This is a genomic window from Bacteroidales bacterium (assembly GCA_013141385.1).
Lineage (GTDB): Bacteria > Bacteroidota > Bacteroidia > Bacteroidales > Tenuifilaceae > UBA8529.
The window spans coordinates 326,249-350,649 of the sequence record JABFRB010000019.1 but is presented as its reverse complement, the minus strand read 5'-3'; the positions used below and the strand labels follow the sequence as shown (position 1 = coordinate 350,649).

The window sequence follows — 24,401 nt, the reverse complement described above, 5'->3', positions numbered from 1 at the left end:
CATTTAAAAGTTGAACTCTAAGATTTCAAAAATTTTTCATCTTTTTTTCTTGATCTAATTATTTTAGCCGGACTTCCATAGGCTACAACATAACCAGCAATACTTTTAGTTACCAGCGATCCGCTGCCAATTACAGTATGATCTCCGATTTCAATTCTATCTAACAAAACAACCCCCAACGCAATAGCTACAAATTCACCTATTTTAACCTTACCTCCTGTTAGAGAACCGGCCGAAATACTAGCAAAATTTCCCATATAACAATCGTGTTCCAAAATTGCACCCGTTGCAAAAAAACAGAAATTTCCAATTGTTGTATTGGGATTTACAATACATCCAGCCATCATTATAGTTCCTTTTCCTATATTAACATTTTTTCCTAGAATTACTGAAGGATGAATAGTAGAAACAAACTCAAAATCGGGGTCAATGTTTAATATTTCATCTAATACGATTTTACGAGTCCAATTATCACCTATTGTAATTATTCCAGCCTCAATATTATGCTTCTTTATTAACGACTTTAATTCTTCCTGTTTGCCTATGATGTAATATCCCATAATTTTTGTACCTACTTCTAAATAGGGATCAGTTATTCCTACGATATTATATTTATTTTCTTTTTCAATAATATCAATACAATAACGAACATGAGTGCCCCCTCCAAATAGAACAATGTTTTTCATTTTTTCATTTTTTTAATTACATTGCAAATAAAATCAACGTTATCCTCACTTAAGTCCGAAAACATAGGCAAACAAAGTACCTGCTGAGTTATGTTTTCAGCAATTGGCATTTTACCTGTTTTCGCTGATTCTAATCCTTTATATGTGGGGAATTGACTGATTAATGGATAAAAATATCGTCTTCCAAAAATATTCTTTTTTTTTAGTTCTTCATATACTTCATCTCGATTTTTGCCAAACCCTTCATTGTTAATAAATATTGGGAAATAGGAGTAACAATGCTTTACATCTATTATATCATTTATAAAATTTATGCCATCTATTTTATTTAAACCTCTTCGATATCGTTCTGCAATTTTTTTTCGTTTTTCAATCATCCTATCAAGATATTTTAATTGAAGTATACCCATTGCAGCTTGAACTTCATTCATTTTGCCATTAATTCCAGGCGTTACAACGGTAGTTTCGTTCACAAAACCAAAATTTTTCAGATTATCTATCCGTTTTTTAGTAACCTCATCATGACAAATAATTGCACCTCCTTCAAAAGTGTTGTAAACTTTTGTAGCATGGAAACTCATAACTGATAAATCTCCAAATTTCAGAATAGGAATTCCATTAATTGTAACACCAAAGGTGTGACATGCATCATAAATAATTTTTAGCCCATAAGTATCAGCAATTTTTTTAATTTTCTCAACATTGCAAGGATTCCCGTATACATGTACGGGAAGGATTGCCGTTGTTTTTGGAGTAATGGCTGATTCAATTTTATCAACATCAAGGTTAAACGTGTTCGGTTCAATATCTACAAAAACAGGTTTTATATTATTCCACCATAGGGCATGTGTTGTGGCTACAAAACTATATGGTGTTGTAATGACTTCACCAGTAATACGTAGTGCTTGAAGTGCCGTTACAAGAGCGAGTGTACCATTGGAAAAAAGAGATATATATTTTATACCTAGATACTCACAAAGTTCCTGCTCAAGTTGCTGATGAAATGGGCCGTTATTAGTCAAGATATGGCTTCCCCATATTTTTTGAAGATATGGAATAAATTCTTCTATTGGTGGTAAAAAGGGTTGGGTTACAAAAACAGGATGGTCTAAATCTTTACTCATACTATCAAATTATGATTTGTTTTCTAATTTATTTTATAACAATGCAATTTTGAGTTGGGTTTTTTACTTTGTTTTTTATTACTAGTAACATCTTTGTTTTACTTGACAACACCAGATTTCTTCCAAAACAAATCAAGTCTTAATAAAATAACGGTTTTAATTAACTCGAATTCTCTAACTTTTAATAACATAAAAATTAAAATTGTAATAATAATACCTAAAATTGATTGAAGCCCAAACAGAATACCGCTACTTAAGCAATTTTTTAAAATGAGTCCAATAAAATAAACTGATATTCCCATTACAATGGAAATTGTCAATGCGGGCAATAATGCCTTCATAATAATAGAAACATTTCTGTCTATTACTTTCTCAACGAAATAAAAAGAGAGAAAGAGTCCAAATACTCCAAAGAATAAAATACCCCAAGCAACAGTCATTGCACTGAACTGTACTGTTATGAGTAAAATAATAATTTCCATTGGCCTAGCAATTATTGTTTGTTTGATGATTATATCCGACCTTCCTAATACTTCATAAAGTGCATAATTTGCATTAAGTACCGGATAAATCATGCCTGAAATTGCTAATATTTGTACATAAGGAATGGCCATCCTCCACTTTTCACCAATAAGAAAAATAATCATTGGTTCGGAAACTGCAACCAAAAGTACCGAAGCAGGAAATATAAGTAATGTGGTCGCTCTAAGCAATTTAACATATACTGCAATCTTGTAGTTATCATCATCACCTGATGCCGATAGTAACGGAGTATTAACCTTTTGAATGGCAACAGAAAGTGTCTTAGTAACCGTATCTACAAATCCCTTCCCTCTAGTATAAAACCCTAGTTCTTTAAAAGAAAAAAATTTACCAAAAATTAAAGAATATATATTGTTAAATAGTGTAGCGAGGATTTCTCCTACAAGTAATCTTGAACTGAATTTAAAGTGCTTTTTCAATATTATCATAGAAAAAACTATGCTCGGTCTCCAATTGCTAGTAAGCCACAATAATATTGTATATATGCCCGCCCCAATTAGCGCTCTCCAAACCAATGCCCAATATGAAAAACCGTTAAAGGCCAAAAACAAGGCAATTAAACCAGAAACTACATTTGAAGCAATCGAAATTTTTGCATTTAACTTAAATTGTAAATTCTTAAACAGTAATGCTGATTGCACTAAACCAAGACCATTAATTACAGGAATTATTGCAAATACCCTAGTTACATTAACAAGTTCTGGTTTATTAAAAAACCTCGCAATACTCTCTCCCGATAAAAAAATTAACAATCCAATAAGAATACTTATTAAAAAATTTACATAAAAAATGGTGGAACAATCAACCCCTGATAAATCTTTGCTTCTGATAATGGATGTTTTAAAACCACTGTCTACCAAAACGCCAGCAATACCTATAAAAATAGCCAAAACACCAGTTATTCCATAATCTTCCGGAAGAAGTAATCTTGCCAAGATTATTCCAATAATAAATTGTACACCTTGGTTACCGACTGTCTCAAAGAGACTCCAGAAGAGCCCGTGAATTGTTTTTTGTTTAAATGTCAATCTGTTTATTCCCGCTTATTTATTTTGAGTTTTTATCTAACAAACATTCAAGAATTACTAGACAACATTTTAAGTTGTTGCAAAGTGTTTTTTCTGTTGAAATATAGATAAGAGAATGCTTGTAAGTACTACCAATAATAGTATTTCTGTATAAAAAGAATATCGTATAATAATGGGTTCCACCAAAGAAACAAGGCTTAAATTAAGCAGGTGACTAATAAATAAGGTTGCAAGGATTATAATCTCAATGCTTCGTTTGCCTATAAAAAACAATGCTAACAAACAAAGTAATGACAAAAGGGTCCAAGTAAAACCAATAAATCCTCCCATTCCATTGTACATGTTTTTAAAATACAAGGTTAGAAATGGTTTCCAATTGTATAACATCAATTTTTTTGAAATAGAAATGGTTATCTTATCAATTTCCATGTACATATCTGAAATGTTTTTTGACATTATCTGCTTCTGTAAAATTGGATATATCGTTCTCCAACATATTTCATTATATGCAACTCCATAATGATGTATAAAACTCGTGTTTTCTTTACTCGAAAAGGTAGATAAGGTCAATTGTTTGTTTTCCGCTTCTTTAACAATTTTTACGAAAGTTTGTCTTTCTGCTTTATCATAAAATATAGTTGAATCTTTTGAAGAAGATACATAAATCGCATTTGTAGCTAACTGAATTCCTGTAAATGGTGTCCTTATAAATTTTCCACTAACAACATAATGATAGGTCATTTCTAAGAGAAAACAACTAATAACCATTCCAATAAAGATTATTGAAAGCTTTAAAAGTTTAAGTTTATTTGTTGTCGTGAAAATAAATAAATAAAAAAAGATTATAGCTATTAAAGGGTATAAAAAAAGGAATTGACTGCGAGTAAGAATTAGAAGAGTTAAAAAGAAAAAGGAAAGAATGAATTTTCTGTGGTTGCTGCCAGACATACCTTCAAGTATGTACTTAATAGTTATTAGAAATAATGGATATGCTAAAGATTCTGTTAACAGCATATTACCCACCTGTATTGAAAAAATATATGGCGAAAATAGCATAAATGATATAACTAATACCAACCACTTATTTAGAGAAAACTGCTTAAAAAGAAGTTTTGAAAAAACGCCTACTCCAATTAACCCGATTACTATTTGAAGTAAAAGCAATAATTTATCATAATATATACCAACCAATAATTTACAAAACTGAATAATTAAGGGATAAACAGGCGATCTAATAATAGTCGGATTGATATAGCCATCACTATCCGGAGCTAAAATTAAGCCTCGTCTAAAGATTACAAAACATAATATTGAATAGATTAAAAAAGAAAGAACCAGAAAGGGATAATCTTTTTTTTGAAATTTCAATAAATTCATAATAATTTTTCTATTTATCTCTATTGATAATTTGTTTTAATTGAACTGATAATAAGCCCATTCCAAACATAAATATTGAAGCAATTAAACACGCTATTCCAAAAATATAGGTTATTTTAATAAATGTAAAATAGGCAATTGTTAAACTTATAATAGCAAAGAAAATTAACAACATGCTGAAAACCAGAAATATTTTTATTGGATTATAATATAAAATAGCTTCAACAATAAATTGCAAAGTACGCATTGAGTCTGCAAACAGACGAACCTTCGTTTTTCCTATTCTTTTATTATACTGAATTGGTATATACTTCACAAATTTACCTGTCATCATATAGGCTAGTGTAAGAGATGTTGTGAAACTAAAAGTATCACAAAGGGTATTAAAATAAGAGGTAACTGTTTTTTTGGAGAATATTCGAAGTCCTGAATTTATATCAGGAATCTTTCGTCCGGCTGTAAATTCAACAAGAAATTTTAATATTCTCCGATGAATGGTTTTAAATAATGATTCACGATAATGCTTGCCACTTCTTGTTCCAACCACCATATCAAAACCTTTACTATATTCTGAAAGCAACTCTGGGATACTCTCAATTGGATAAGTTCCATCGGCATCGGTAATAATAATTATATCGTTCTTTGCAGCCATTATTCCATCCTTTAATGAACGACCATAACCAATATTATGTGGATGCCTTATAACTTGAGCTCCTGCTATTTTAGCATTTTCTATAGTGTTATCGTTTGAACCATCATCAACAATAATTACCTCCGATTGTGTATCACCACATTTTTCAATGATTGCTTTACATTGTTTGATCGTGCTATCAATAGCATCCTCCTCATTAAAAGCTGGTATTATGATTGAAAACATAGTTTTATTATTTTTTATTTAACACTAATAATAGGGACTGACCAAAAATATTTTTTGTTATTGGATTTATTAATTTTGAAAAAGGGACAATAAATTTGTCGAAAAATTTCATTTGTGTATTTAATGATTTACTATCTAAGTCTTTGTGTTTAATTAATTTATTAAAATACCAACCTATCCCACCAATAAAGTTAAAGTATTCCATTTTGCTTATTATAGATTTATTGGAATTAATGGATTTTACTAAACTCTCCTTTGTGTATCGTCTAAAATGCCCTGCTAATTGATCCATACTATTGTAAAGCGAAGGAAAGGCAGGTACAAAAAGCAATAAATTTCCTTTTGATGCGAGTATTTCAATCATATTAGAAATGGCAACCTCTGCTTCACTTATGTGCTCTATCACGTTAAAGCAAATAATGGTGTCAAATTTATATTGCTTTAAAACATTTACGCATTCTGGATCTGTTATAGATATATTTAAATATATCCCTTCAGGGTCTCTTTGAATCGCTCTATTAATTACATCGCCATCAATATCTATAGAAACATAATTTGAACAAGAACTTTTTAAGTATTTCTTAAAATTTCCTTGACCTGTACCAATCTCTAAAATGTTTTTTCCGATAAAAGGCTTATATTCCTTTAAAATCCAAGAATTATAATTATCTGCATACTCTACAGATGAGGTCATTGTAGAGAATCCCGTTGGTATAGTACCTTGATTATTTTGAGATTCTCTTTTCATATACATATTTATTAAAAACCTTAAACTCATTATTCTCTGTGTTTTCAATCCACATATTCACCGGTGCGTTGAAACCATTTTTCTTCTTGTTTAAAACAAATTCTGGTACTGTGTTTTTTAATGCTTTTTTTAGTATGTATTTCTTAATCCCATTTTTCATCTTTATTGCTGAAGGAATTGACGCGGCATAGTTAACAAGGTCAATATCGAGGTATGGTGCTCGCGCTTCTATACTGCTGTGCATTGTTGAACGATCAACTTTAACTAGAATATCATCAGTCAACCATGTCATAGCATCTACATATAAATGTTGATCGAGCGATTCTAAATCCAATACATTATCATAATATTTCTTAAATACTCTAAAAGGGTCTGTGTCATAAACCAATTCTCTTGATGACTCTCCTAGGATTTTAATACGTTCCTCTTCATTAAATATATTTCGCCAAGAGTAATGTGCTTTTTGATAGTTGAATAATGTTCCACTAAAGAATTGTTGTCTCCTGTAATCGAAATTTATTTTTTTTGTTGAAAAAGGATTAATACTAAATTTTTGCGAACCAAGTAATTGCCTTATTACTTTAGGTACTATTTGTGCTTTTTTATAATAATTATCTGCTGTGTAGGTAATGTAGCCGCCAAATAATTCATCAGCACCATCACCGGAGAGAACAACCGTAACTTGCTTTGCAGCCAACTTAGAGACCTCTATCATAGGAATGATTGAGTTGTCAGAAAACAATTGATCGCTTGCCCAAATTGATTCCTCAAGAATTTGATCGTTTTGTCTTGCATCTACTATTATTCCGTGATGAATTGTATCTGCCCATTTACCGACACGATCTGCATCAGGTAGTTCGTTATAACTTTTTTGATTAAAACCAACACTGAACGTATGCAAATCTCCTTTGTGAAAATTTTTCATTAAACTAACAATACTGCTGGAATCAATGCCACCACTAAGAAACGCACCCACAGGAACATCGCTAATCATGCGTCTTTTTACTGATTCATTCAGCAATTCAAGTATGTTTTTTGCAATTTCTTCTTCGCTTGCTTTAATTTTGGTTCTAAAGCTACCTGCGTAATTCCAATAAAAACCTTTCCGAACAATTTTACAATCTCTAGAAATAACCATGAAAGAACCTGGTTCAAGAAGTTTTATTGAAGAATACATTGTCATTGGGTTTAAAATATAACCCAGCGATAGATAACAATTAATTGCCTCGTGTGAAAATATGTTGCTTATTGACGGATCTTCTAAAAGAGCTATTGTCTCTGATGCAAATGTGAAAGTGCTATTTCCAATTGAATAAAAAAGAGGTTTTTTACCAAAACGATCTCTCGCCAAGAACAGTGATTGGTCTATCTCATCCCAAATTGCAAATGCAAACATTCCATTGAACTTTGTAAGGCATTTTTCTCCCCACTGTTGATATGAATATAACAAAACTTCGGTATCGGAATTTGTATGAAATTTATATCCGATTTTAATTAGTTCGTTTCGAATATCTTGATAGTTATAGATTTCCCCATTGAAAACTATGGAATAACGCCCGGTAGTAAGAGTCATTGGTTGATTTGCCTCAAGAGATAAATCTATAATCGAAAGACGTCTATGACCCATAACCATTGCACCAAATGATTTAACAGAACCAAAGTCTGGTCCTCTATGGATCATTTTATTGCATATATCCAAAACGATTTTCTCGCTTTCTAAACAAATTTCAGAACTTAAACGACCAGCGATTCCACACATACCTCTTAATGAGTAATTAAATACAATCTAATCAGCTTTTTTAAAAAATAGACTAATAGTCAAATAACCTAATAATGCACCCACCAAATACCAAATAAAATCGAAAGGATTAAAAGTGCTACCCATTAATGCTCGGATTACGAAATGCTCGCGCAGGCTATCTAAGAATGGTGTATGAATTAATTGGGTAAACTCTATAGCGCTTGTAACTAAAAAGACTCCAATACTCAACTTTAGGATTGAGAACTTTGGGAAAATAATTGAAAAAAACAGTATCCAGAATACAACATAGATAACTCCACCTAAATGGTTCTGTATGAATTCAAACCCGAATCCCTTGTAAAACTTTGTCAATATTCCAATCAAAATAAGGAATAGTAATAACGTAAATTTCCGATAATATTTTTTTGACGTTGATTTGAATAGCATTCTACTTATCGATTGCTTTGGGCGAAAGTGTTATTCTTTATTGGGTTTTTTATTTAAAAAACTTGAGTATTTGGCTTTTAAGGTTTAAAGGTGCTTCATCACTATCATAATAGCCATTTGAATATTCGTAGGGATATTGGTAGCCATACTTAAAACCATAACCATAGCTATAACCATAATGTTTCTTGGCAATAACATCATTTATTACTAATGCAATGTTTTTAGTCGCCTCACTTGTTCTTAGGTTTTCTACCAGATTTAGCACCTCTTTGTCTGAGTAGTTAAATCTTATAACTAGCAATAAAGCATCGGTAAAACGCGAAATCACAAGAGTATCAGTAACAACCGCCAGAGGAGGTGTGTCAATTACAATATAATCAAATCGTTTTTTAGCTTCATTTATATACTCATCCATTCTTGAAATACCAATAAGTTCCGCTGGATTTGGAGGTATGGGACCCGATGGGGAGATAAATAGATTATCGAATTTAGTCTGAAAAACGATTGAATCAAACTCATCTTTCCCGATTAGGTACGTACTCATACCATTTTGTTGGCTTATTCCAAAAATGCCATTCAACTTTGGTTTGCGAAGATCCAGACCAACCAGTAGCACTTTTTTTCCCGTTAAAGCAATTATTAATGCTAAATTTGAGGCAATAAAGGTTTTTCCCTCACCGCTTACCGTTGATGTTATTGTAATTACTTTTTTGTCCGGCTCTCGCAGAATATATTTCAGATTTGTTCGTAGTCCACGAAACGATTCTGCCAAGGTAGATCGCAGATTTGATACCAAGGGTAAATCTTTATCATATTTATTGTGCCCGATAGTCCCTAGAACTATTGCGGAGGTAAGTCGATGAATCTCTTTTAAATCTGTAACCTTAGTGTTTAAAAAGTTAAGTCCAAATATTATTAAAACAGGAATTATTGCCCCCACAAAAAAACCATTAATATAAATCATCCTCCTATTTGGCTTTATGATAGTTGCGTTCTGAGGTATTGCAAAATCAAGGATTTTATTGTCCGCAATATTAGAGGCTTTGGCTATTGCTGCCTCTGCGCGCTTCTCGTTAAGATATGTATACATCTTATTGATCATGTTAAATTCGCGCTCAAATCTAATTAGTAATCTTTCATTGTAAGGAATTTTGCTCATCTCTCGCTCCAAATCAACCATCCTGCGATTTATCTCCCCAAGGGCAACCTTATTAACATCAATTAAGCTCTTAATTTTTTCCCCTAGAGTTTTCTTTAACGTCTCAAGCGTAAAAGTGTAAGTCGTTAATCCTGGTGTTTGTGGGTTTACCGAAAGCATTAATATTTCTTGTTCAATGTATGCTTTATTAAGTTCTGTAAGAATATCGGCAAGTTGAGCATCTTCCACACCCATAGCGGAAGGCGCAACAATATCTTTTAACTCCTGTTTGTCCTCTAAATATTTTTTTAAATAATTATAGTATCTGCTCTTTAGATCTATCTTTCCCTTATCATCTTGAAGTCTCTGAATACTTTCATATATAATAACGCCCTCTTTATCAATATTAATAACCTTATTACTCGATCTAAAATTCTGAAGCCTTTTTTCAGCACCATTTAATGAATCTGTCATATCGGTTAACTGTGAATCAATAAATCTAATGGTGTTTTCTGCTATCCTATTCTTCTCATCAAGACCTTTTTGAATATACGTTTGCATAAGATTATTAAGATAATCTGCCTCTTTTTCTGGAACAAACCCCGTGGTATTTAAAACTAGAATTGAACCTTTTTTATCATTAAGATCTATTGATACTTTGCTTTTATAAGCATTTGCAAGGGAGTTAAGAGAGTTAAGTACAAAGTAAAACTTGCTTCCCGCATTGTAATTGGAAAATAATTCACGATTTCTAATCTTTAATGTGAAATTGAAAATCTCGCTCTTGAAGGGTTCTCCCCATTTTATTTCTTTTTTAATATTATAATTATTATCTATTTCAAGCAGATACTTCTCATTAGAAAGAATTGTGATATTTACGGGGTAATCCGTGAGGTTACTTTTTGATGAATCGGGAAAAACTTTAAATGGGGATCGTTTATAAAGTTCGTTTTTTACTACCCCTCTTCGACCAACCCCAATATAGGTAATATTAAATTCATCGAGTTCTGATAAGGCCTTGTAGGCTAACGAATATGATTTTAGCACACCAATTTCATTCTGAACGCTTTTTGTATTTCTGACCAATTTTAGCCCTTGAATAAGATTTTCAGCACCTGTAAAACTATTGGGACTCTCATCATCTCTAATGATTAGAGAAGATTGGATACTATAAACATTAACGGAGTATCGACTCACAAGATATCCAATAAATAGCCCGGTAAAAATTGAAAGTGCAAACCAATACCAATTTGATAATATCAAAAATAGATGTTTTTTTATGTCTAATGAATCTTCTTCATGTGGAGGATCCTCTCTCCTGTTTGGTTGATTGTCCATTTGCTTACGGCTATTCGTTGAATTTTTACATTGGTTGAGGATAATATTGGGTTGGTTAAAATAAAAAATAGCAAACTAATTCTTTAACCTACATATTTCTGTTCCTCAATACACAGCTTCGCTTGGTCAGTTACAGCTACACTGTACGACAAAATCAAGAATTATCAATTATCCTACCCTTAAAAAAACAAATGTTTTCAATGGTTTTATCCATAAAAACATATAAATAAAAATAACTTTAAATCATGTATACAAATATAGTAATTGGTGTTTGATTATCCCTCAAGAATCAATTAAATCAAGGGTGAAAATGAATGATTCTTATCAATCTTAAACAACTATTTGAGAATATAGTTTATAAGCAATAGGGTTGTACTTACAATGGAAAGGTAAATTGATATATTGGGTGAATTCATAGTGAATAGTTTACCTTTGCGAGGTTCTACAACAAGCATATCGTTTGGTGTTAAATAATATGCTTCTGAGAATAGGAGGCTTTTATCCTGAAGATTTATTCTTAATGTTTTAACTCCATCTGGTGTTTGTCTAATCAACATTACATTTGTTCTATCAGCATAATCGGTAACATCCCCGGCTAAGCCCAGCCCCTCAAAAATGGTTAGGTTGTCTTTAAGGTTTATCTTAACCCCGGGGCTTTTGACTTCCCCTAAAATTGTGACTTTGAAGCTAAGCATTTTTACTACTGCAATTCCATCATTCAAATATTTTTCTGTCTGTTTTTGAATTAACTCTCGACACTGGTTTATGGTAAGATCAATAATTTTAAGCTTTCCCAGAACGGGTAATTGAACAAAACCTGAGTCTGAAATTGAATAACCATATAAGTAATTTGCAGATTCGTTTGTAAACAACGAGGATTGAATGGCATTACCCATTCCCCTATTATTAAAAAGATTGGAAACAATAGGATCTTGGGTAATTATTTGAATATATAAAACATCTCCGGTTCGAAGAGTATAGTCAGGAATTTTTATCGTTTTGAGGTTTTCATTACTTATATTGTTGAAATAAAGCAATTGCGCCCTTCTATTACATGATGTAAATGCAAACAATATAAGTACACTTAGTAGGAAAATTTCAACAAATAACTGCTTCCTCATGGCTTTATTTTCAATTAAAGCAAAAGTAAGGAAAAAAATTGATAGTTGCTCGTTGGTTTTGGAATGAGGGGCTGAACTAAATTTGAATCTAAGTCCCAAACCAACATCCAACAATATTAATATGTTCTAGTTTTCTGATATCTGATATAAGAACCGTTTTATACTCTTCTTGGGAGTTTTTTCAAATTCTTCTGGGTATAGCTTGATCTTGACGATTTGACTATACTGTGGAAGATTTTTATTAACATCAACCCTGTGCTGCTCCATTATTCTCTCAATATCAGCCGATTTCAATTTTGCTTCGTCAGCAGCATCTAAATCGGGATATACCAATGCAATCAATCTATTATTTTTTTCAATAACCAGAGACTCTGTAACAAATGGTAAATTATTAAACCTAGCCTCAAGTTCTTCCGGGTAAATATTCTGACCGCTTGGGCCCAGTATCATACTTTTACTTCTTCCTTTAATAAAAATAAAACCATCATTATCTATAATACCCAAATCACCAGTATGAAGCCATCCATCAACGAGAGTCTTCCTTGTTGCCTCCTCGTTTTTATAATACCCTTCCATTACGTTTTCCCCTTTAATTAAAATCTCCCCTGCTTCGCTTTCCGGATTCTTCGAATCAATTTTTATTTGGAGGGTTGGTAAAAGAACACCACAAGAACCAGCTTTAATTTTCTCCCATCCGATGTAAGATATTAACGGGCCACACTCCGTCATTCCATAGCCTACGGTATATCTAAAGCGTATTTTGCGTAAAAACTCCTCAACCTCCTTATTAATGGGAGCACCCCCAATAACAATTTCAAGAAAATTCCCTCCAAACGCATTTGTAAGTTTTGCGTTTATTTTCTGGTAAATTGCTTTGTTAAGTATCGGTACATTGATTAGTAACTTCATTGAAGGCTTATTTATAATGGGCAAAATTTGCTTCTTGTAAATTTTTTCAATAATCAAGGGTACCGCTAATACTAATTTAGGTTTAATCTCCTGAAAAGCCTGAAGGATAATCTTAGGCGATGGTATTTTGGTTAAGAAGGTTATATGGCATCCAATTGAAAAAGGCATTAAAAATTCGAAAGCACAACCATAAGCATGTGCTAATGGTAGAAATGAAACAAGTTTGTCTTTTGGTTTTAGGCCAATGTTTTTTCTTCCAAAATCAACATTTGCCACCAAACTATTAAGTGAAAGCATAACTCCTTTTGAAAAACCCGTTGTTCCTGAAGTATAGCTGATAACTCCAAGTTTAGAATTAGGAATTTCAGGATAGGAAATCATACTGGGTGATAACTTCTTGGTTTCGTCATCGATTGTTTTAAGGAAATCCTGATGTTTATGTTCTGCTTTACTTACTCTATTTACTAAAAGAGATGAACTATCAATGGAAAAAATAGCCTTAACGTGTGGCATTGAATTCTCTTCGAGATTATCCCATACAGAATCACCAACAAAAAGCATTACAGAATCAGAATGATTCACAATATGGTGAATATCATTATTTGCAAAATCGGCAAGAATGGGAACAATAACCGCTCCATACGAAATGGTTGCAAGATAGATAACCGCCCAATTAGAGTTATTTCTTCCAATCAGTGATATCTTATCCCCTTTTTTAATTCCCCACATCTCAAAGATTTTATGAAACTTATGGATCTGTTGAGCAACATCCTGATATAAAAGTGTTTTACCCTGATAGTCGGTAAATGCTGGCTGATCCCAGTTTTCCTTAATGCTCTTTTCAATATACTCTTTTACGTAATTGATATTCATCATGGTATTGGGGGATTTAAGTTCGTAATTAGTTTTGAGAAAGTTGATATAGGAATCTTTTAATACTTTTCTTGGGTGTTTTTTCGAATTCTTCTGGATAAAGTTTAACTTTTGTTATCTGACAATATTGGGGAAGTAACTTGTTTATTTCCACACGATTAGACTCAATTACCTTTTCAAGATCTTCGTTTGAATAGCCTGATTTATCGGCCAAATCAAAATCGGGAAAAATTAACGCAACAAGTCTTTGATTATGCTCAACAACCAGCGATTCTTGTACGAATGGCATATTATTGATTCGCGCCTCTATCTCTTCGGGGTATATGTTTTGTCCGCTTGAGCCAAGAATCATATTTTTACTTCTTCCCTTTATATAGAGATAACCATCTACATCAATAATACCAAGATCACCTGTATGAAGCCAACCATCTTCATCAATTGCATGCCTTGAAGCTTCTTCGTTTTTATAGTAACCAAGCATTACATTTTCTCCCTTAACAAGGATTTCCCCGATTATCCTTTGAGGATCCGGAGAATCAATCCTAATCTGCATATTAACAACCGCCTTTCCTGATGAAAATAGCCGATTTGTTTTCCATGAATCATAGGCAATTATGGGTCCACATTCTGTCATTCCATATCCAACGGTATAGCGAAACCCAATATTTCTTAGAAAATTTTCAACTTCAGGATTTAATGCTGCTCCACCAATTATTACTTCTATAAAATTATCGCCAAATATTTTTGTGAGTTTTTGTCTGATTTTACCAAGAACCCTACGATCTATAATGGGCAATTTTAGTAATATCCTTAGAGACGGGCGTTTAAGGGAATCCAAAATATTCTTTCGGTAAATTTTTTCGATTATCAACGGTACGGAAAGCACTACCCTGGGTCTTAACTCGGCAAAGGCTTCGAGGATAATTTTTGGAGAGGGCGTTCTTGTAAGGAAATGAATATGGCATCCGACAGTAAAAGGAAACAAAAATTCGAAGGCAGCACCATAAGCATGCGCAAGGGGGAGAATGGATACCATATTGTCACCCGATTTAAGAGGCATAACCTCTTTGGCAAATACCATGTTGCTCCATAAACTTCTATAGGGCAGCATTACTCCTTTAGAAAATCCCGATGTTCCTGATGTATAGTTTATAACCGCTAACTCCTCTGGTTGATCCTGATGATAAGATACTTGATTAGAAGAAAATCCTTGTGGATATTTTTCATCAAAAAATTCTCGAACACGGCTTCTGATCTCTTTAACTGAAAACGGAGTATTTTCATGTAGAATTGAAAAATCGGTAAGAGAAATAATACATTTTACTCCTCGCATTTGAGCTTCGTTCAGGTTTTCCCAAATACTATCGCCTGCAAACAAAATTCTTGCATCGGAATGATTGATAATATGGTGAACATTATCGGGTTTAAAATCATGTAGTATGGGTACAAGCACCGCCCCAAAACTTACCGACGCTATAAAAGCAACAGCCCACATTGATGAGTTTTTTCCAATAATGGAAATTTTATCCCCTTTTTGAATTCCGGTTTTTTCGAAAATGATATGGATTTTTTCTACTTTCTTCGCCACATCTGAGTATTTCAGTGTAACTCCTTGATAATCTGTAAATGCAGGTAAATCCCAGTTCTGCTTAACACTTTTTTCTATAAGTGAAATAAAACATTTGTCCATTAAAATATAATCAAGTTAAACATTTGTTTATCTAAATATATAATCTCTGAAAACTTGTTCTAAGTATAAATAAGGTGTTGTACTTTTATTTCTCCTCTTTTGTTTTAGAAAGTAACATTTATGTTTCATGTTTTGCTTTTATGGAGATCAAAAAAATACATTACGAATAACCTTTTTCGTTTGCTGTGATTGGTTATTAAATACAATTACTAATTTCAGACGAATAAACGTCAGAAGATTGCACTGTAATGTTAAAATTCTTTATTAATTTGTCATCGAATCCACTTGCAAATGTAAAATTTTTCAACAAAAAGACTTAATTTGATAAACAATAATTACTAATAATTAATTATTTATAGCAAATCACCGAACTTTTTTGTAAAAAAACTTCATTTTATAACCTCTCCCACAACCTTAAAATATGAATTCTAGAAGAATTGTAATAATTGTTGCCGGCGGTTCTGGTACAAGAATGGGTGCAGATATTCCAAAACAGTTTTTACCTCTTCTCGGTAAGCCCATCCTAATTCATACTATTGAGACTTTTCTTGCTTTACCCTCAATTATCGAAATCATCCTTGTTTTGCCAGCGTCTCAGATACCTGTCTGGTTTGATCTTTGCAAAAAGCACCATTTTGACATTAAATACACCATAGCTGAAGGAGGAGAGACTCGTTTCCAGTCCGTTACCAACGGCTTGATGAAAGTAATTGATTCAGATGCGCTTGTTGCAATTCATGATGGGGTAAGACCCTTAGTTTCAAGAGAGGTTATTGAGAGATGCTTTCGAGAAGCAGAAAAATATGGAAATGCAATACCCGCTATTAAGCCATTAGAAACAGTAAGGTTTTGTGAAGAATCGGGCACAATCCCAGTTGATAGGGAAAAAGTATTACTTATTCAAACCCCTCAGGTTTTCAAATCTTCGATTATTAAGCAAAGCTACCAAACACAGTGGCAGTCCTCGTTTACTGATGATGCATCGGTTGTTGAGTATGCTGGGAATCAAGTCCATATAGTTGAGGGGAATCAAGAGAATATTAAAATCACAACCCCTCAAGATTTGTTGTTTGCAGAAGTTATACTTAAGAAAAACAATCCCTGTTGAATGAGTTTTGATACTAAAAAAGGGAGCACCACTGCTCCCTTTTCCTTTTTATTAATGCATTCTATTTAAGCATAAACTCTCCTGATCCAACTAGATTACCATCAACATACACCGTTGCCTGATATTTGCCAGCAACTAATTCGCCCTTATTGTCATAGAATATACATAAATCTATATCCTTATTCTGGTAATCAACCTCGCGTTTAGCTGAATAAACAATTTTTTCACCCTGAAAATCGAAAAGATCTGTTTCTGCTTTTGCAAGGACAAATTGATCCGGTCCAATTATTCTAATATAAGCATCACGAACACCTGCTTTTGCAATAACATTTTCAGAAAGAGTAAAACAAACTCGAAGTTTTTCAACTCTTCTGGCTCGTGTAACCTCGTTTCCTTTTCTACTTACCGCCATTGCAACTACGCTGCGTGCTTTTATTACGGATCCCTTTTCAACCTGACTATTCAACTCTTCGGTTTTTTGCTCCAACTCTTTAACTGTTTTTTTTGCAGTTGTTGCCTCTTCCTTAATTTTAATATTTTCAACAATAAGTTTCTGATTAACTGCATTTAACGAATCAACATCATGGAGTAAATCCTTCATAATTGTCCGAAGAGTTCCCAATTCTCGTTGATACTCTTTAATTTTTGAATAACTAATATTTCTTTCGGATTGAATCTGTGAATAAAGTCTTTTTACGCGATCTTGTTCTGTTTGAAGCTTCTGATTAATTGTGTCATTTGTTGTTTCTAGCGTTTTATAGTCTGCCATTAATCCCTTAAGATTTCTGGCGATGGAGTCTTTTTCTGCGGTAAGTTGAACCTGCATATTCTCCGAATCTCTATTTTTTTGATAATACATCCATCCAACTACAAGGAGGACAATTGCTAAAACAACAATTAATATAGAAAGAAATACAACTGCTTTTGATTTTTCATGGTTGTTGCTTTCTGGTAGGTTGTTACCTGAGTTTTCCATATGTTCTCTTTTTGTGTTTTGTTTTAATGTTCTTATACTTCTTTAAAGATAATCCTTATTTTGTTAATGACTGAAAAATCTCCTCTAGTAGTTTTCCCTTTTGTTGCATTGCTATTAAAGTTAAGCCATTTTCTACTGCAAACCTGAATATCAGTGGTCGTATGTCATCACTACTATTGATTGAAAGAAGCCATGTGTTGTTACCCATGTTCGCAACTGCAGAAACTTCTTTGATTTTATAAAAAACATGTTCTTCTAATGCCTCAACAAATTCAACTAGAATGTTAGATCCGTTTCCCTTCGATTGTGTCATAATATCCTCTGTGGAGCCATCGGCAACAACTTTTCCATTATTTATTATGATTATTTTTTGACAAATGGCCTGAACTTCCTGCATTATATGTGTAGATAATAAAACCGTTTTTTCCCTACCAATATCTTTAATAAGCTTACGGATTTCTAATATTTGATTGGGATCTAAGCCACTTGTGGGTTCATCGAGGATTAAGACTTTTGGATTATGAATAAGCGCTTGAGCCAAACCAACTCGTTGACGATATCCTTTTGATAAGGAGCCTATTTTCTTATTCTGTTCATGTCCAATTCCTGTTATCGAAATAAGTTCGCCTATATGTTTATCTTTGCTTTTACCAAGGTTATAGATATTTGCAACAAAACGGAGATACTCCTTCACATACATATCAGTGTAAAGCGGATTGTTCTCTGGTAAATAACCAATCTCTTTTCTTATATCAATCTCTTGGTTTTCAATATTAACACCATTAACCTCAACAATTCCAGAGGTTTGAGGAATGAATCCTGTAATAATTTTCATCATGGTCGATTTTCCAGCGCCATTCGGGCCTAAAAAACCAACTACATTTCCAGATTGTACCTCGAACGACACACCATCAAGCGCTCTCTGCCTACTATAGTCTTTTACTACATTAGAAACCTTAATTGACATGCTATTATATTAGTACATGCAAACCTAAGAAAAATAACGTTTACTTTTGCACTCCTATGTTTAACAAAAGAGGCATCCTGTTAAAGATGCCTCTTTGAATATTAAACAACATTTATATTAAATTCCAAAAGTTGTTTTGATTTTATCTACATAATCTAATTTTTCCCAAGTAAAAAATTCGACTTCTTTCTCATATTCTTTACCTCCATTGCCTGGTTCTATAAATTTGACCATCCTCTTATAAGGAATACGGCCAAAGTGACCATAAGATGCTGTTTCTTCGAAAATAGGATTTTTTAAACCGAAGCGTTTTACAATTGCCGCTGGGCGCATATCGAAAAGGCCTTCGATTTTCTTTGCTATTTCCCCATCGGATAGTTTAACCTTTGCTGTGCCATAAGTATTTACGAATAGTCCAACTGGCTGTGCAACACCAATTGCATAGGCAACTTGAACAAGAATCTCATCCGCAACACCTGCTGCAACAAGGTTTTTTGCAATATGACGAGCGGCATAAGCAGCAGAACGGTCTACTTTTGATGAATCTTTACCAGAAAAAGCACCACCACCATGAGCCCCTTTTCCTCCAAAAGTATCAACAATTATTTTTCTCCCTGTTAAGCCAGTATCTCCATGTGGACCGCCAATAACAAATTTTCCTGTTGGGTTAACATGAAGAATAAAATCGTCTTTAAAAAGTTTTTGAACCCTCTCAGGAAATAGTGCTTTTGTTCTTGGAATAAGAATAGTCTTTACATCATTCTTTATTTTTTCAAGCATCTTCTTCTCCTCATCAAAATCATCATGCTGAGTAGAAACTACTATTGTGTGAATACGATAAGGATTATTTTTATCATCGTATTCGAGGGTAACTTGACTCTTTGCATCTGGACGTAGGTAGGTCATTTGCTTACCCTCACGTCTGATTTTAGCAAGTTCGACCAAAAGAAGATGTGAAAGCATTAGCGTTAATGGCATGTACTCATCTGTTTCGCGACAAGCATAACCGAACATCATACCCTGATCTCCAGCGCCTTGATCCTCTTCCTTTTCTCTTACAACACCCATGTTGATATCGGGCGATTGTTCATGAATGCTAGAAATAACGGCACAAGACTCAGAGTCAAAACGATACTCGTGTTTGGTATAACCGATACGTCTTATCACTCTACGAGCTACTTCTTGAACATCAATATAGGCTTTGGTTTTGACCTCGCCACTTAACACAGCTAAACCTGTTGTTACTAATGTTTCACATGCAACTTTTGAGTTAGGATCTTGGCGAAGAAACTCATCAAGTAAAGCATCAGAAATTTGGTCGGCAACTTTATCAGGATGCCCTTCCGAAACACTTTCGGATGTAAATAAATATCCCATTTTTTATGTTTTATAGGTTTACTAAATAGGAAAGGTTTCGGGATTGCCAGGCATTCTGCCCTTTTTTAGCATTTTTTTACTGTGGTTGCAATCAGCCAAATCTTTCCACATACATTATTAAGGTTACAAATGTAATGAAATAAATATACGTTTGCTCATTATTCTTGATTGGTTTTAATAATTTTTAATAATTGCGGTGTTTTTTCTATTTTTTTCTCCGTGTGTACTATATACAAACAACTATTCGCATATTAGATGTACCCTCTGGTTATCCGATTAACCAATCGATATGAAAGTGTTGCTAGTATAAAACCAAATGCATTGGCTACTACATCCCAGATTTCTGCTCCTCGATTTATAAAAACTAATTTTTGAAGAATTTCGATTAAAATACCATAACTTATTGAAATTACCCCTGCGATCAGAATGGCTTTTATTGTGGCTTTTTGTTGCAATTTTTGTGAATTGTTTTCAGATATCAGAAGCAAAGTAAAAGTAAAATAAAAAGAAAAGTGTACAATTTTATCAAAATGTGGGATATCAATAATCTTTACTTTGCTAATTTGATTTCCGGGAATGCCACATAGGATAAAAATAAACACTGCCCACGTAATAGATTTCCAATGATTTTTAAAAAATTCAGGCATCTTTATATGTAATAATTATCCGTTGCAATGTAATCCATTGAAACGTAAAAGTAAAAAATCATTACAAACGATTAGCATTTTTATTGCCAAATACGAGTTTTTTAATTTCATTGATTTTTTTTCATGCCATTTGTTACCTTTGTAAGGCTTTAAAAGATACAATGAATACACCTGAAAAAAGAATTGTTGATTTTATTGAGGAACATCATGTTCTAACCTTAGCAACCAGTTTCGAAGAGGAACCGTGGTGTGCAAATTGTTTCTATGTTTACCTTCCTGAAGAGAATAGCCTTGTCTTTACTTCTGATTTTGAGACTAAACACATTCAGCAAGCAAGTCACAATATTTATGTAGCTGGCAGTATTGTTCTTGAAACTAAGATTATTGGTAAAATTAAAGGGATTCAATTTCAAGGAATTATCAGTGAACCCAAAGGTGAATTCCTTGATATGGTTAAAAAAGCATACCTGAAAAGATTTCCCGTTGCAATGCTAATGGAGACTCATCTTTGGGTTGTTGATTTAACATTAATTAAAATGACCGATAATCTGCTTGGATTCGGGAAAAAGTTGATCTGGAAAAAAGATCTTGTGTTTCAGAAAATCAACCTAAAAGACTAAAATCCAAAAAATGATTCTTGTAACCGGAGGAACCGGGCTAACGGGTTCGCATCTTCTCTTTGAATTAACCCGAAAAGGACATTCCGTAAGGGCTATCAAGCGGAATAATTCTTCAATTGAATTTGTCACAAAAGTCTTTTCTCTTTACGCCTTAAATCCCAAAGAGCTTTTAGACCGAATTGAATGGGTCGATGCCGATCTACTAGATTATTCATCATTGCTTAACGCAACCATTGGCATTGAAACGGTATATCACGCCGGTGCTTTAGTTTCATTCAACCCCAAAGATGCCGAAGCTATAAGCGAAACAAATATTAGGGGAACTGCAAATATTGTAGATGCTTGCGTTCACAACCATGTCAAGAATTTGTGCCATATGAGTTCTATTGCTTCGCTAGGAGAAGCAAACGAACAAGGTTTTATTGATGAATCATGCATTTGGACAAAGAATAAGGGAAAAAGTGCATATGCAAAGAGTAAGTTTTTTGGCGAAATGGAGGTCTGGCGTGGTGCTGAAATGGGTTTACGTATAATTATTGTTAACCCGTCTATTATTCTTGGCCCCGGACGGTGGAGTACAGGAAGTGGGCAGTTTTTTTGTAAAATTTCTAAGGGTTTGCTTTTTTATACCAATGGTATCTGTGGCTATATTGATGTTCGAGATGTTGTTAAAGCCATGATTCTTTTAAACGAAAATCCAAATATCAAGAACGAAAGGTTTATTTTAAACTCTGAGAATTTGAGTTACAAAGATATTTTCTTGTTAATTGCAAAAAGTCTTGAGAAAAATCCTCCTCGATACCAAATTACGCCAAAAATGGTTTCTTTTTGTTTCCCAATAATCAAACTATTTGGAACGCTTAGCGGAAAAGAACCTACAATCTCAAGAGAAAACTTAAATTCAGCCTTTAGCAAATCCTACTACTCTTCTGAAAAAATAAAAAAAAGTGTCGATCTTCAACTTTTACCAGTTTCAGAATCAGTCCAATTTATTGGAGAAATCTTTCGAAAAGGTACTCTTTAAACCTCCTTGTTCTTTTGGGTGTATGAGTAAATTATAAAACCAATCCCAGCAATAACTAGCGGTATACTAAGCAGCTGTCCCATATTTAAACTCATGGTCTTTTCAAAATCTACCTGGGGTTCTTTTATAAATTCAATAACAAAGCGTGCTGAGAATACTAACGAAAGAAATAATCCAAACAACAATCCTTTCTGTGGTTTATTGTTCGATTTGTAGTAAATGCTATAAAGCAATAAAAAAATGAACAGATAAGCGAAGGCCTCATAAAGTTGAGTGGGATGCTTGGGGAATTGCTCGCCGTTTCTCACAAAAATAAAGCCCCAAGGAAGATTTGTTTCAACTCCATAGATTTCTGAATTCATTAGATTTCCTAAACGAATTAAAAAACCAGCAAGAGCAACTGTAATAACAATTCTATCAAGGACATATATGGTTGATACCTTATGTTTTATACTGAAAAAAATAAGGGAAATTATAATACCCAAAGCAGCACCGTGGCTTGCAAGTCCGCCTTGCCATATTTTTAATATGTCAATTGGATGGCTCAAGTAGTATTCTGGCTCATAAAAAAGGCAATGTCCGATTCTTGCTCCAAGAATTGTTCCAACAACCATATAAATAGTTAAGGAATCGAGAAATCCTTCTGGTAAACCCTCCTTTTTTACAAATCGGTTAAAAATAAGATATCCAAAATAAAATGAGAGAGCCCATAAAACGCCATAATAACGAATTGCAAATCTTCCTATACGAAATATTTCAGGATCTATATTCCAATGAATCGAAGCAAGTATCATATATTATTCTTTTAAGATTTGAGAATATGTCAATTATTTTAGGAGTGTTTGTTATCTCAAGGATACTATCCTTTGTGGGTATCTCTTAAAACCCCTCCTAGCAGTCATTGCATTAATTCCGTAAAGATAATATATTGTGTTGAAATTCTGTAGAGTCTATTACTCAATATAAAAACACCGTCTAAGTTGACGGTGAGTAATTGATAATCATAAAAAACAAATAATTTTAAAGGCTAAAATCTGTTTAGCCATCTATATCTTCTAGCGGTATCACCTAACTTATAACCAATCATTAACTCATGCGATCCGGCCTTACTGATATTAGACAAATCGTTGAAATTATAATCAAATGCGTATCCAAATGTGAACTGTTGATACCTAGTGCCAAACATCATAATCATAGCTCCAACGGTACGAAAAGAGATGCCTGCCCAATAATCTTGTTTATAGTATGCTTTTACATTCAAGTCTGTTGATGTAGATTTTCTTTCTGTGAACGTCAATAAAATTGAAGGTTCAAATGCAAAATCGCTTTTGTATGGTTCAAATCGATAACCCCCGATTAAATAATACTGACGAAGTATTTTGTATGCTTCATTAGAACTTCCATTCCCAAATTGAAATGCGGTCTGGAAAATATTTGTGGCAGAAAAACCCGCATAATACTTTTCGGTACTAACAAGCATTCCGAAGTTTACATCGGTAGATACCTTTTGATTTATCTTACCGGCTAAAATAAGAGGATCTACAACAAGTGGGTCATAAGTGTCATTTGGTGTAACAGTAACACGAAATTGGTATGCTGCTAAAGAACCACCAAAACTTAATTGAACATCTCTCATATAAATATGATAAGCGTATGTTCCCTGAAAACCTGTTCGCCGGATCCGAGCATTTACATCATTATAAACAAAAGCTCCCATTCCAATGCGTCCACTGGGTCGGCGTTTTCGTGCTCTGGATTTAATCAATCGGGAACGATTCCTAAAGGATGTTTTTAATATTCTTGTTTGTGCACTCAAAGCATACGTGCTTGGACCTTCATTGTAACCAACCCATTGTTCTCGGGCGGTTAGGTGAAAAGCGGTTAGCCCTTCGGCACCAGCAACAGCTGGATTTACCAAAAAAGTGTTGAGCATATATTGGCTGTAGAGTGGTTGCTGCTGAGCATACCCAGCGGTGATTCCACTTACAAACAAAACAGTTAATATGAATACTCTCTTTAGCATTTCTTCTGGTTTTCTTCAG

At 33.4% G+C, this 24,401-nt stretch carries 21 protein-coding genes; 3 read left to right on the top strand and 18 right to left on the bottom strand.

Going from position 1 to position 24,401, the window contains the following annotated elements; genetic code table 11:
- Positions 1–17: 17 nt before the first annotated feature.
- The 12 genes from HOO91_12380 to HOO91_12325 all read right to left on the bottom strand — a co-directional run bounded on the left by HOO91_12380 (position 18) and on the right by HOO91_12325 (position 15,640).
- Positions 18–686 carry a NeuD/PglB/VioB family sugar acetyltransferase gene (locus tag HOO91_12380; GenBank protein NOU18344.1) on the bottom strand — a complete coding sequence of 223 codons (669 nt, stop codon included), beginning with the start codon at positions 684–686 and terminating at the stop codon, positions 18–20.
- Complete coding sequence (locus tag HOO91_12375) at positions 683–1,810, bottom strand: DegT/DnrJ/EryC1/StrS family aminotransferase (protein ID NOU18343.1); 1,128 nt, start codon at positions 1,808–1,810, stop codon at positions 683–685. The genes HOO91_12380 and HOO91_12375 overlap by 4 nt, the downstream gene beginning before the upstream one ends.
- Positions 1,811–1,908: 98 nt before the next feature.
- A complete protein-coding gene (locus tag HOO91_12370) occupies positions 1,909–3,381 on the bottom strand; it encodes a lipopolysaccharide biosynthesis protein (GenBank protein ID NOU18342.1) in 1,473 nt (490 codons plus the stop codon).
- Between the two features lie 69 nt (positions 3,382–3,450).
- Positions 3,451–4,758 (bottom strand): hypothetical protein, encoded by a 1,308-nt coding sequence (locus HOO91_12365; GenBank protein NOU18341.1) that lies wholly within the window; start codon positions 4,756–4,758, stop codon positions 3,451–3,453.
- Between the two features lie 10 nt (positions 4,759–4,768).
- On the bottom strand, positions 4,769–5,635 hold the full coding sequence (locus tag HOO91_12360; GenBank protein ID NOU18340.1) for a glycosyltransferase family 2 protein: 867 nt from the start codon (positions 5,633–5,635) through the stop codon (positions 4,769–4,771).
- Positions 5,636–5,642: 7 nt separating this feature from the next.
- Complete coding sequence (locus tag HOO91_12355; GenBank protein ID NOU18339.1) at positions 5,643–6,383, bottom strand: class I SAM-dependent methyltransferase; 741 nt, start codon at positions 6,381–6,383, stop codon at positions 5,643–5,645.
- The gene (gene asnB / locus HOO91_12350; GenBank protein ID NOU18338.1) at positions 6,361–8,142 is read right to left on the bottom strand and encodes an asparagine synthase (glutamine-hydrolyzing); all 1,782 of its coding nucleotides are present in this window, start codon (positions 8,140–8,142) and stop codon (positions 6,361–6,363) included. Before asnB ends, HOO91_12355 begins: the two co-directional genes overlap by 23 nt.
- A gap of 27 nt (positions 8,143–8,169) precedes the next feature.
- Positions 8,170–8,496, bottom strand: coding sequence for a DUF2809 domain-containing protein (locus tag HOO91_12345; protein ID NOU18337.1), 327 nt, complete (start codon positions 8,494–8,496; stop codon positions 8,170–8,172).
- A gap of 124 nt (positions 8,497–8,620) precedes the next feature.
- Complete coding sequence (locus tag HOO91_12340; GenBank protein NOU18336.1) at positions 8,621–11,047, bottom strand: polysaccharide biosynthesis tyrosine autokinase; 2,427 nt, start codon at positions 11,045–11,047, stop codon at positions 8,621–8,623.
- A gap of 338 nt (positions 11,048–11,385) precedes the next feature.
- The gene (locus HOO91_12335; GenBank protein ID NOU18335.1) at positions 11,386–12,168 is read right to left on the bottom strand and encodes a hypothetical protein; all 783 of its coding nucleotides are present in this window, start codon (positions 12,166–12,168) and stop codon (positions 11,386–11,388) included.
- A 126-nt stretch (positions 12,169–12,294) separates the two neighbouring features.
- Complete coding sequence (locus HOO91_12330; protein NOU18334.1) at positions 12,295–13,950, bottom strand: AMP-binding protein; 1,656 nt, start codon at positions 13,948–13,950, stop codon at positions 12,295–12,297.
- A 28-nt stretch (positions 13,951–13,978) separates the two neighbouring features.
- Positions 13,979–15,640, bottom strand: a complete 1,662-nt coding sequence (locus HOO91_12325) for an AMP-binding protein (GenBank protein NOU18333.1) — start codon at positions 15,638–15,640, stop codon at positions 13,979–13,981.
- Positions 15,641–16,061: 421 nt separating this feature from the next.
- Between HOO91_12325 and HOO91_12320 the strand changes: the two genes are divergently transcribed.
- Positions 16,062–16,748 carry a 2-C-methyl-D-erythritol 4-phosphate cytidylyltransferase gene (locus HOO91_12320; GenBank protein NOU18332.1) on the top strand — a complete coding sequence of 229 codons (687 nt, stop codon included), beginning with the start codon at positions 16,062–16,064 and terminating at the stop codon, positions 16,746–16,748.
- A 61-nt stretch (positions 16,749–16,809) separates the two neighbouring features.
- On the opposite strand, the gene HOO91_12315 is transcribed toward HOO91_12320, so the two are convergent.
- From HOO91_12315 to vanZ, 4 genes are all read right to left on the bottom strand, one after another.
- Positions 16,810–17,724 carry a hypothetical protein gene (locus tag HOO91_12315; protein NOU18331.1) on the bottom strand — a complete coding sequence of 305 codons (915 nt, stop codon included), beginning with the start codon at positions 17,722–17,724 and terminating at the stop codon, positions 16,810–16,812.
- 55 nt (positions 17,725–17,779) lie between these two features.
- Positions 17,780–18,691, bottom strand: a complete 912-nt coding sequence (gene gldA, locus HOO91_12310; GenBank protein NOU18330.1) for a gliding motility-associated ABC transporter ATP-binding subunit GldA — start codon at positions 18,689–18,691, stop codon at positions 17,780–17,782.
- A 117-nt stretch (positions 18,692–18,808) separates the two neighbouring features.
- Positions 18,809–20,068, bottom strand: a complete 1,260-nt coding sequence (locus HOO91_12305) for a methionine adenosyltransferase (GenBank protein ID NOU18329.1) — start codon at positions 20,066–20,068, stop codon at positions 18,809–18,811.
- Positions 20,069–20,319: 251 nt separating this feature from the next.
- Positions 20,320–20,715 carry a VanZ family protein gene (gene vanZ, locus HOO91_12300; GenBank protein NOU18328.1) on the bottom strand — a complete coding sequence of 132 codons (396 nt, stop codon included), beginning with the start codon at positions 20,713–20,715 and terminating at the stop codon, positions 20,320–20,322.
- A 161-nt stretch (positions 20,716–20,876) separates the two neighbouring features.
- Here vanZ and HOO91_12295 point away from each other — a divergent pair, with 161 nt between their 5' ends.
- Both HOO91_12295 and HOO91_12290 read left to right on the top strand, forming a co-directional pair.
- Positions 20,877–21,335 carry a hypothetical protein gene (locus HOO91_12295; GenBank protein ID NOU18327.1) on the top strand — a complete coding sequence of 153 codons (459 nt, stop codon included), beginning with the start codon at positions 20,877–20,879 and terminating at the stop codon, positions 21,333–21,335.
- Between the two features lie 10 nt (positions 21,336–21,345).
- Positions 21,346–22,359 (top strand): NAD-dependent epimerase/dehydratase family protein, encoded by a 1,014-nt coding sequence (locus HOO91_12290; GenBank protein NOU18326.1) that lies wholly within the window; start codon positions 21,346–21,348, stop codon positions 22,357–22,359.
- Here the strand turns inward: HOO91_12290 and lgt are convergent.
- Positions 22,356–23,153 carry a prolipoprotein diacylglyceryl transferase gene (gene lgt / locus HOO91_12285; GenBank protein NOU18325.1) on the bottom strand — a complete coding sequence of 266 codons (798 nt, stop codon included), beginning with the start codon at positions 23,151–23,153 and terminating at the stop codon, positions 22,356–22,358. The two genes, HOO91_12290 and lgt, sit on opposite strands and share 4 nt — an antisense overlap.
- A 233-nt stretch (positions 23,154–23,386) precedes the next feature.
- On the bottom strand, positions 23,387–24,382 hold the full coding sequence (locus HOO91_12280) for a type IX secretion system membrane protein PorP/SprF (GenBank protein ID NOU18324.1): 996 nt from the start codon (positions 24,380–24,382) through the stop codon (positions 23,387–23,389).
- Between the last annotated feature and the right edge of the window lie 19 nt (positions 24,383–24,401).

Excerpts from the sequence above, each read along its gene's own strand:
- HOO91_12380 (NOU18344.1), bottom strand. The coding sequence starts at position 686 with ATGAAAAACATTGTTCTATTTGGAGGGGGCACTCATGTTCGTTATTGT.
- HOO91_12375 (NOU18343.1), bottom strand. The coding sequence starts at position 1,810 with ATGAGTAAAGATTTAGACCATCCTGTTTTTGTAACCCAACCCTTTTTA.
- HOO91_12365 (NOU18341.1), bottom strand. The coding sequence starts at position 4,758 with ATGAATTTATTGAAATTTCAAAAAAAAGATTATCCCTTTCTGGTTCTT.
- HOO91_12360 (NOU18340.1), bottom strand. The coding sequence starts at position 5,635 with ATGTTTTCAATCATAATACCAGCTTTTAATGAGGAGGATGCTATTGAT.
- HOO91_12355 (NOU18339.1), bottom strand. The coding sequence starts at position 6,383 with ATGAAAAGAGAATCTCAAAATAATCAAGGTACTATACCAACGGGATTC.
- asnB (NOU18338.1), bottom strand. The coding sequence starts at position 8,142 with ATGTGTGGAATCGCTGGTCGTTTAAGTTCTGAAATTTGTTTAGAAAGC.
- HOO91_12340 (NOU18336.1), bottom strand. The coding sequence starts at position 11,047 with ATGGACAATCAACCAAACAGGAGAGAGGATCCTCCACATGAAGAAGAT.
- HOO91_12335 (NOU18335.1), bottom strand. The coding sequence starts at position 12,168 with ATGAGGAAGCAGTTATTTGTTGAAATTTTCCTACTAAGTGTACTTATA.
- HOO91_12330 (NOU18334.1), bottom strand. The coding sequence starts at position 13,950 with ATGAATATCAATTACGTAAAAGAGTATATTGAAAAGAGCATTAAGGAA.
- HOO91_12325 (NOU18333.1), bottom strand. The coding sequence starts at position 15,640 with ATGGACAAATGTTTTATTTCACTTATAGAAAAAAGTGTTAAGCAGAAC.
- HOO91_12320 (NOU18332.1), top strand. The coding sequence starts at position 16,062 with ATGAATTCTAGAAGAATTGTAATAATTGTTGCCGGCGGTTCTGGTACA.
- HOO91_12315 (NOU18331.1), bottom strand. The coding sequence starts at position 17,724 with ATGGAAAACTCAGGTAACAACCTACCAGAAAGCAACAACCATGAAAAA.
- gldA (NOU18330.1), bottom strand. The coding sequence starts at position 18,691 with ATGTCAATTAAGGTTTCTAATGTAGTAAAAGACTATAGTAGGCAGAGA.
- HOO91_12305 (NOU18329.1), bottom strand. The coding sequence starts at position 20,068 with ATGGGATATTTATTTACATCCGAAAGTGTTTCGGAAGGGCATCCTGAT.
- vanZ (NOU18328.1), bottom strand. The coding sequence starts at position 20,715 with ATGCCTGAATTTTTTAAAAATCATTGGAAATCTATTACGTGGGCAGTG.
- HOO91_12295 (NOU18327.1), top strand. The coding sequence starts at position 20,877 with ATGAATACACCTGAAAAAAGAATTGTTGATTTTATTGAGGAACATCAT.
- HOO91_12290 (NOU18326.1), top strand. The coding sequence starts at position 21,346 with ATGATTCTTGTAACCGGAGGAACCGGGCTAACGGGTTCGCATCTTCTC.
- lgt (NOU18325.1), bottom strand. The coding sequence starts at position 23,153 with ATGATACTTGCTTCGATTCATTGGAATATAGATCCTGAAATATTTCGT.
- HOO91_12280 (NOU18324.1), bottom strand. The coding sequence starts at position 24,382 with ATGCTAAAGAGAGTATTCATATTAACTGTTTTGTTTGTAAGTGGAATC.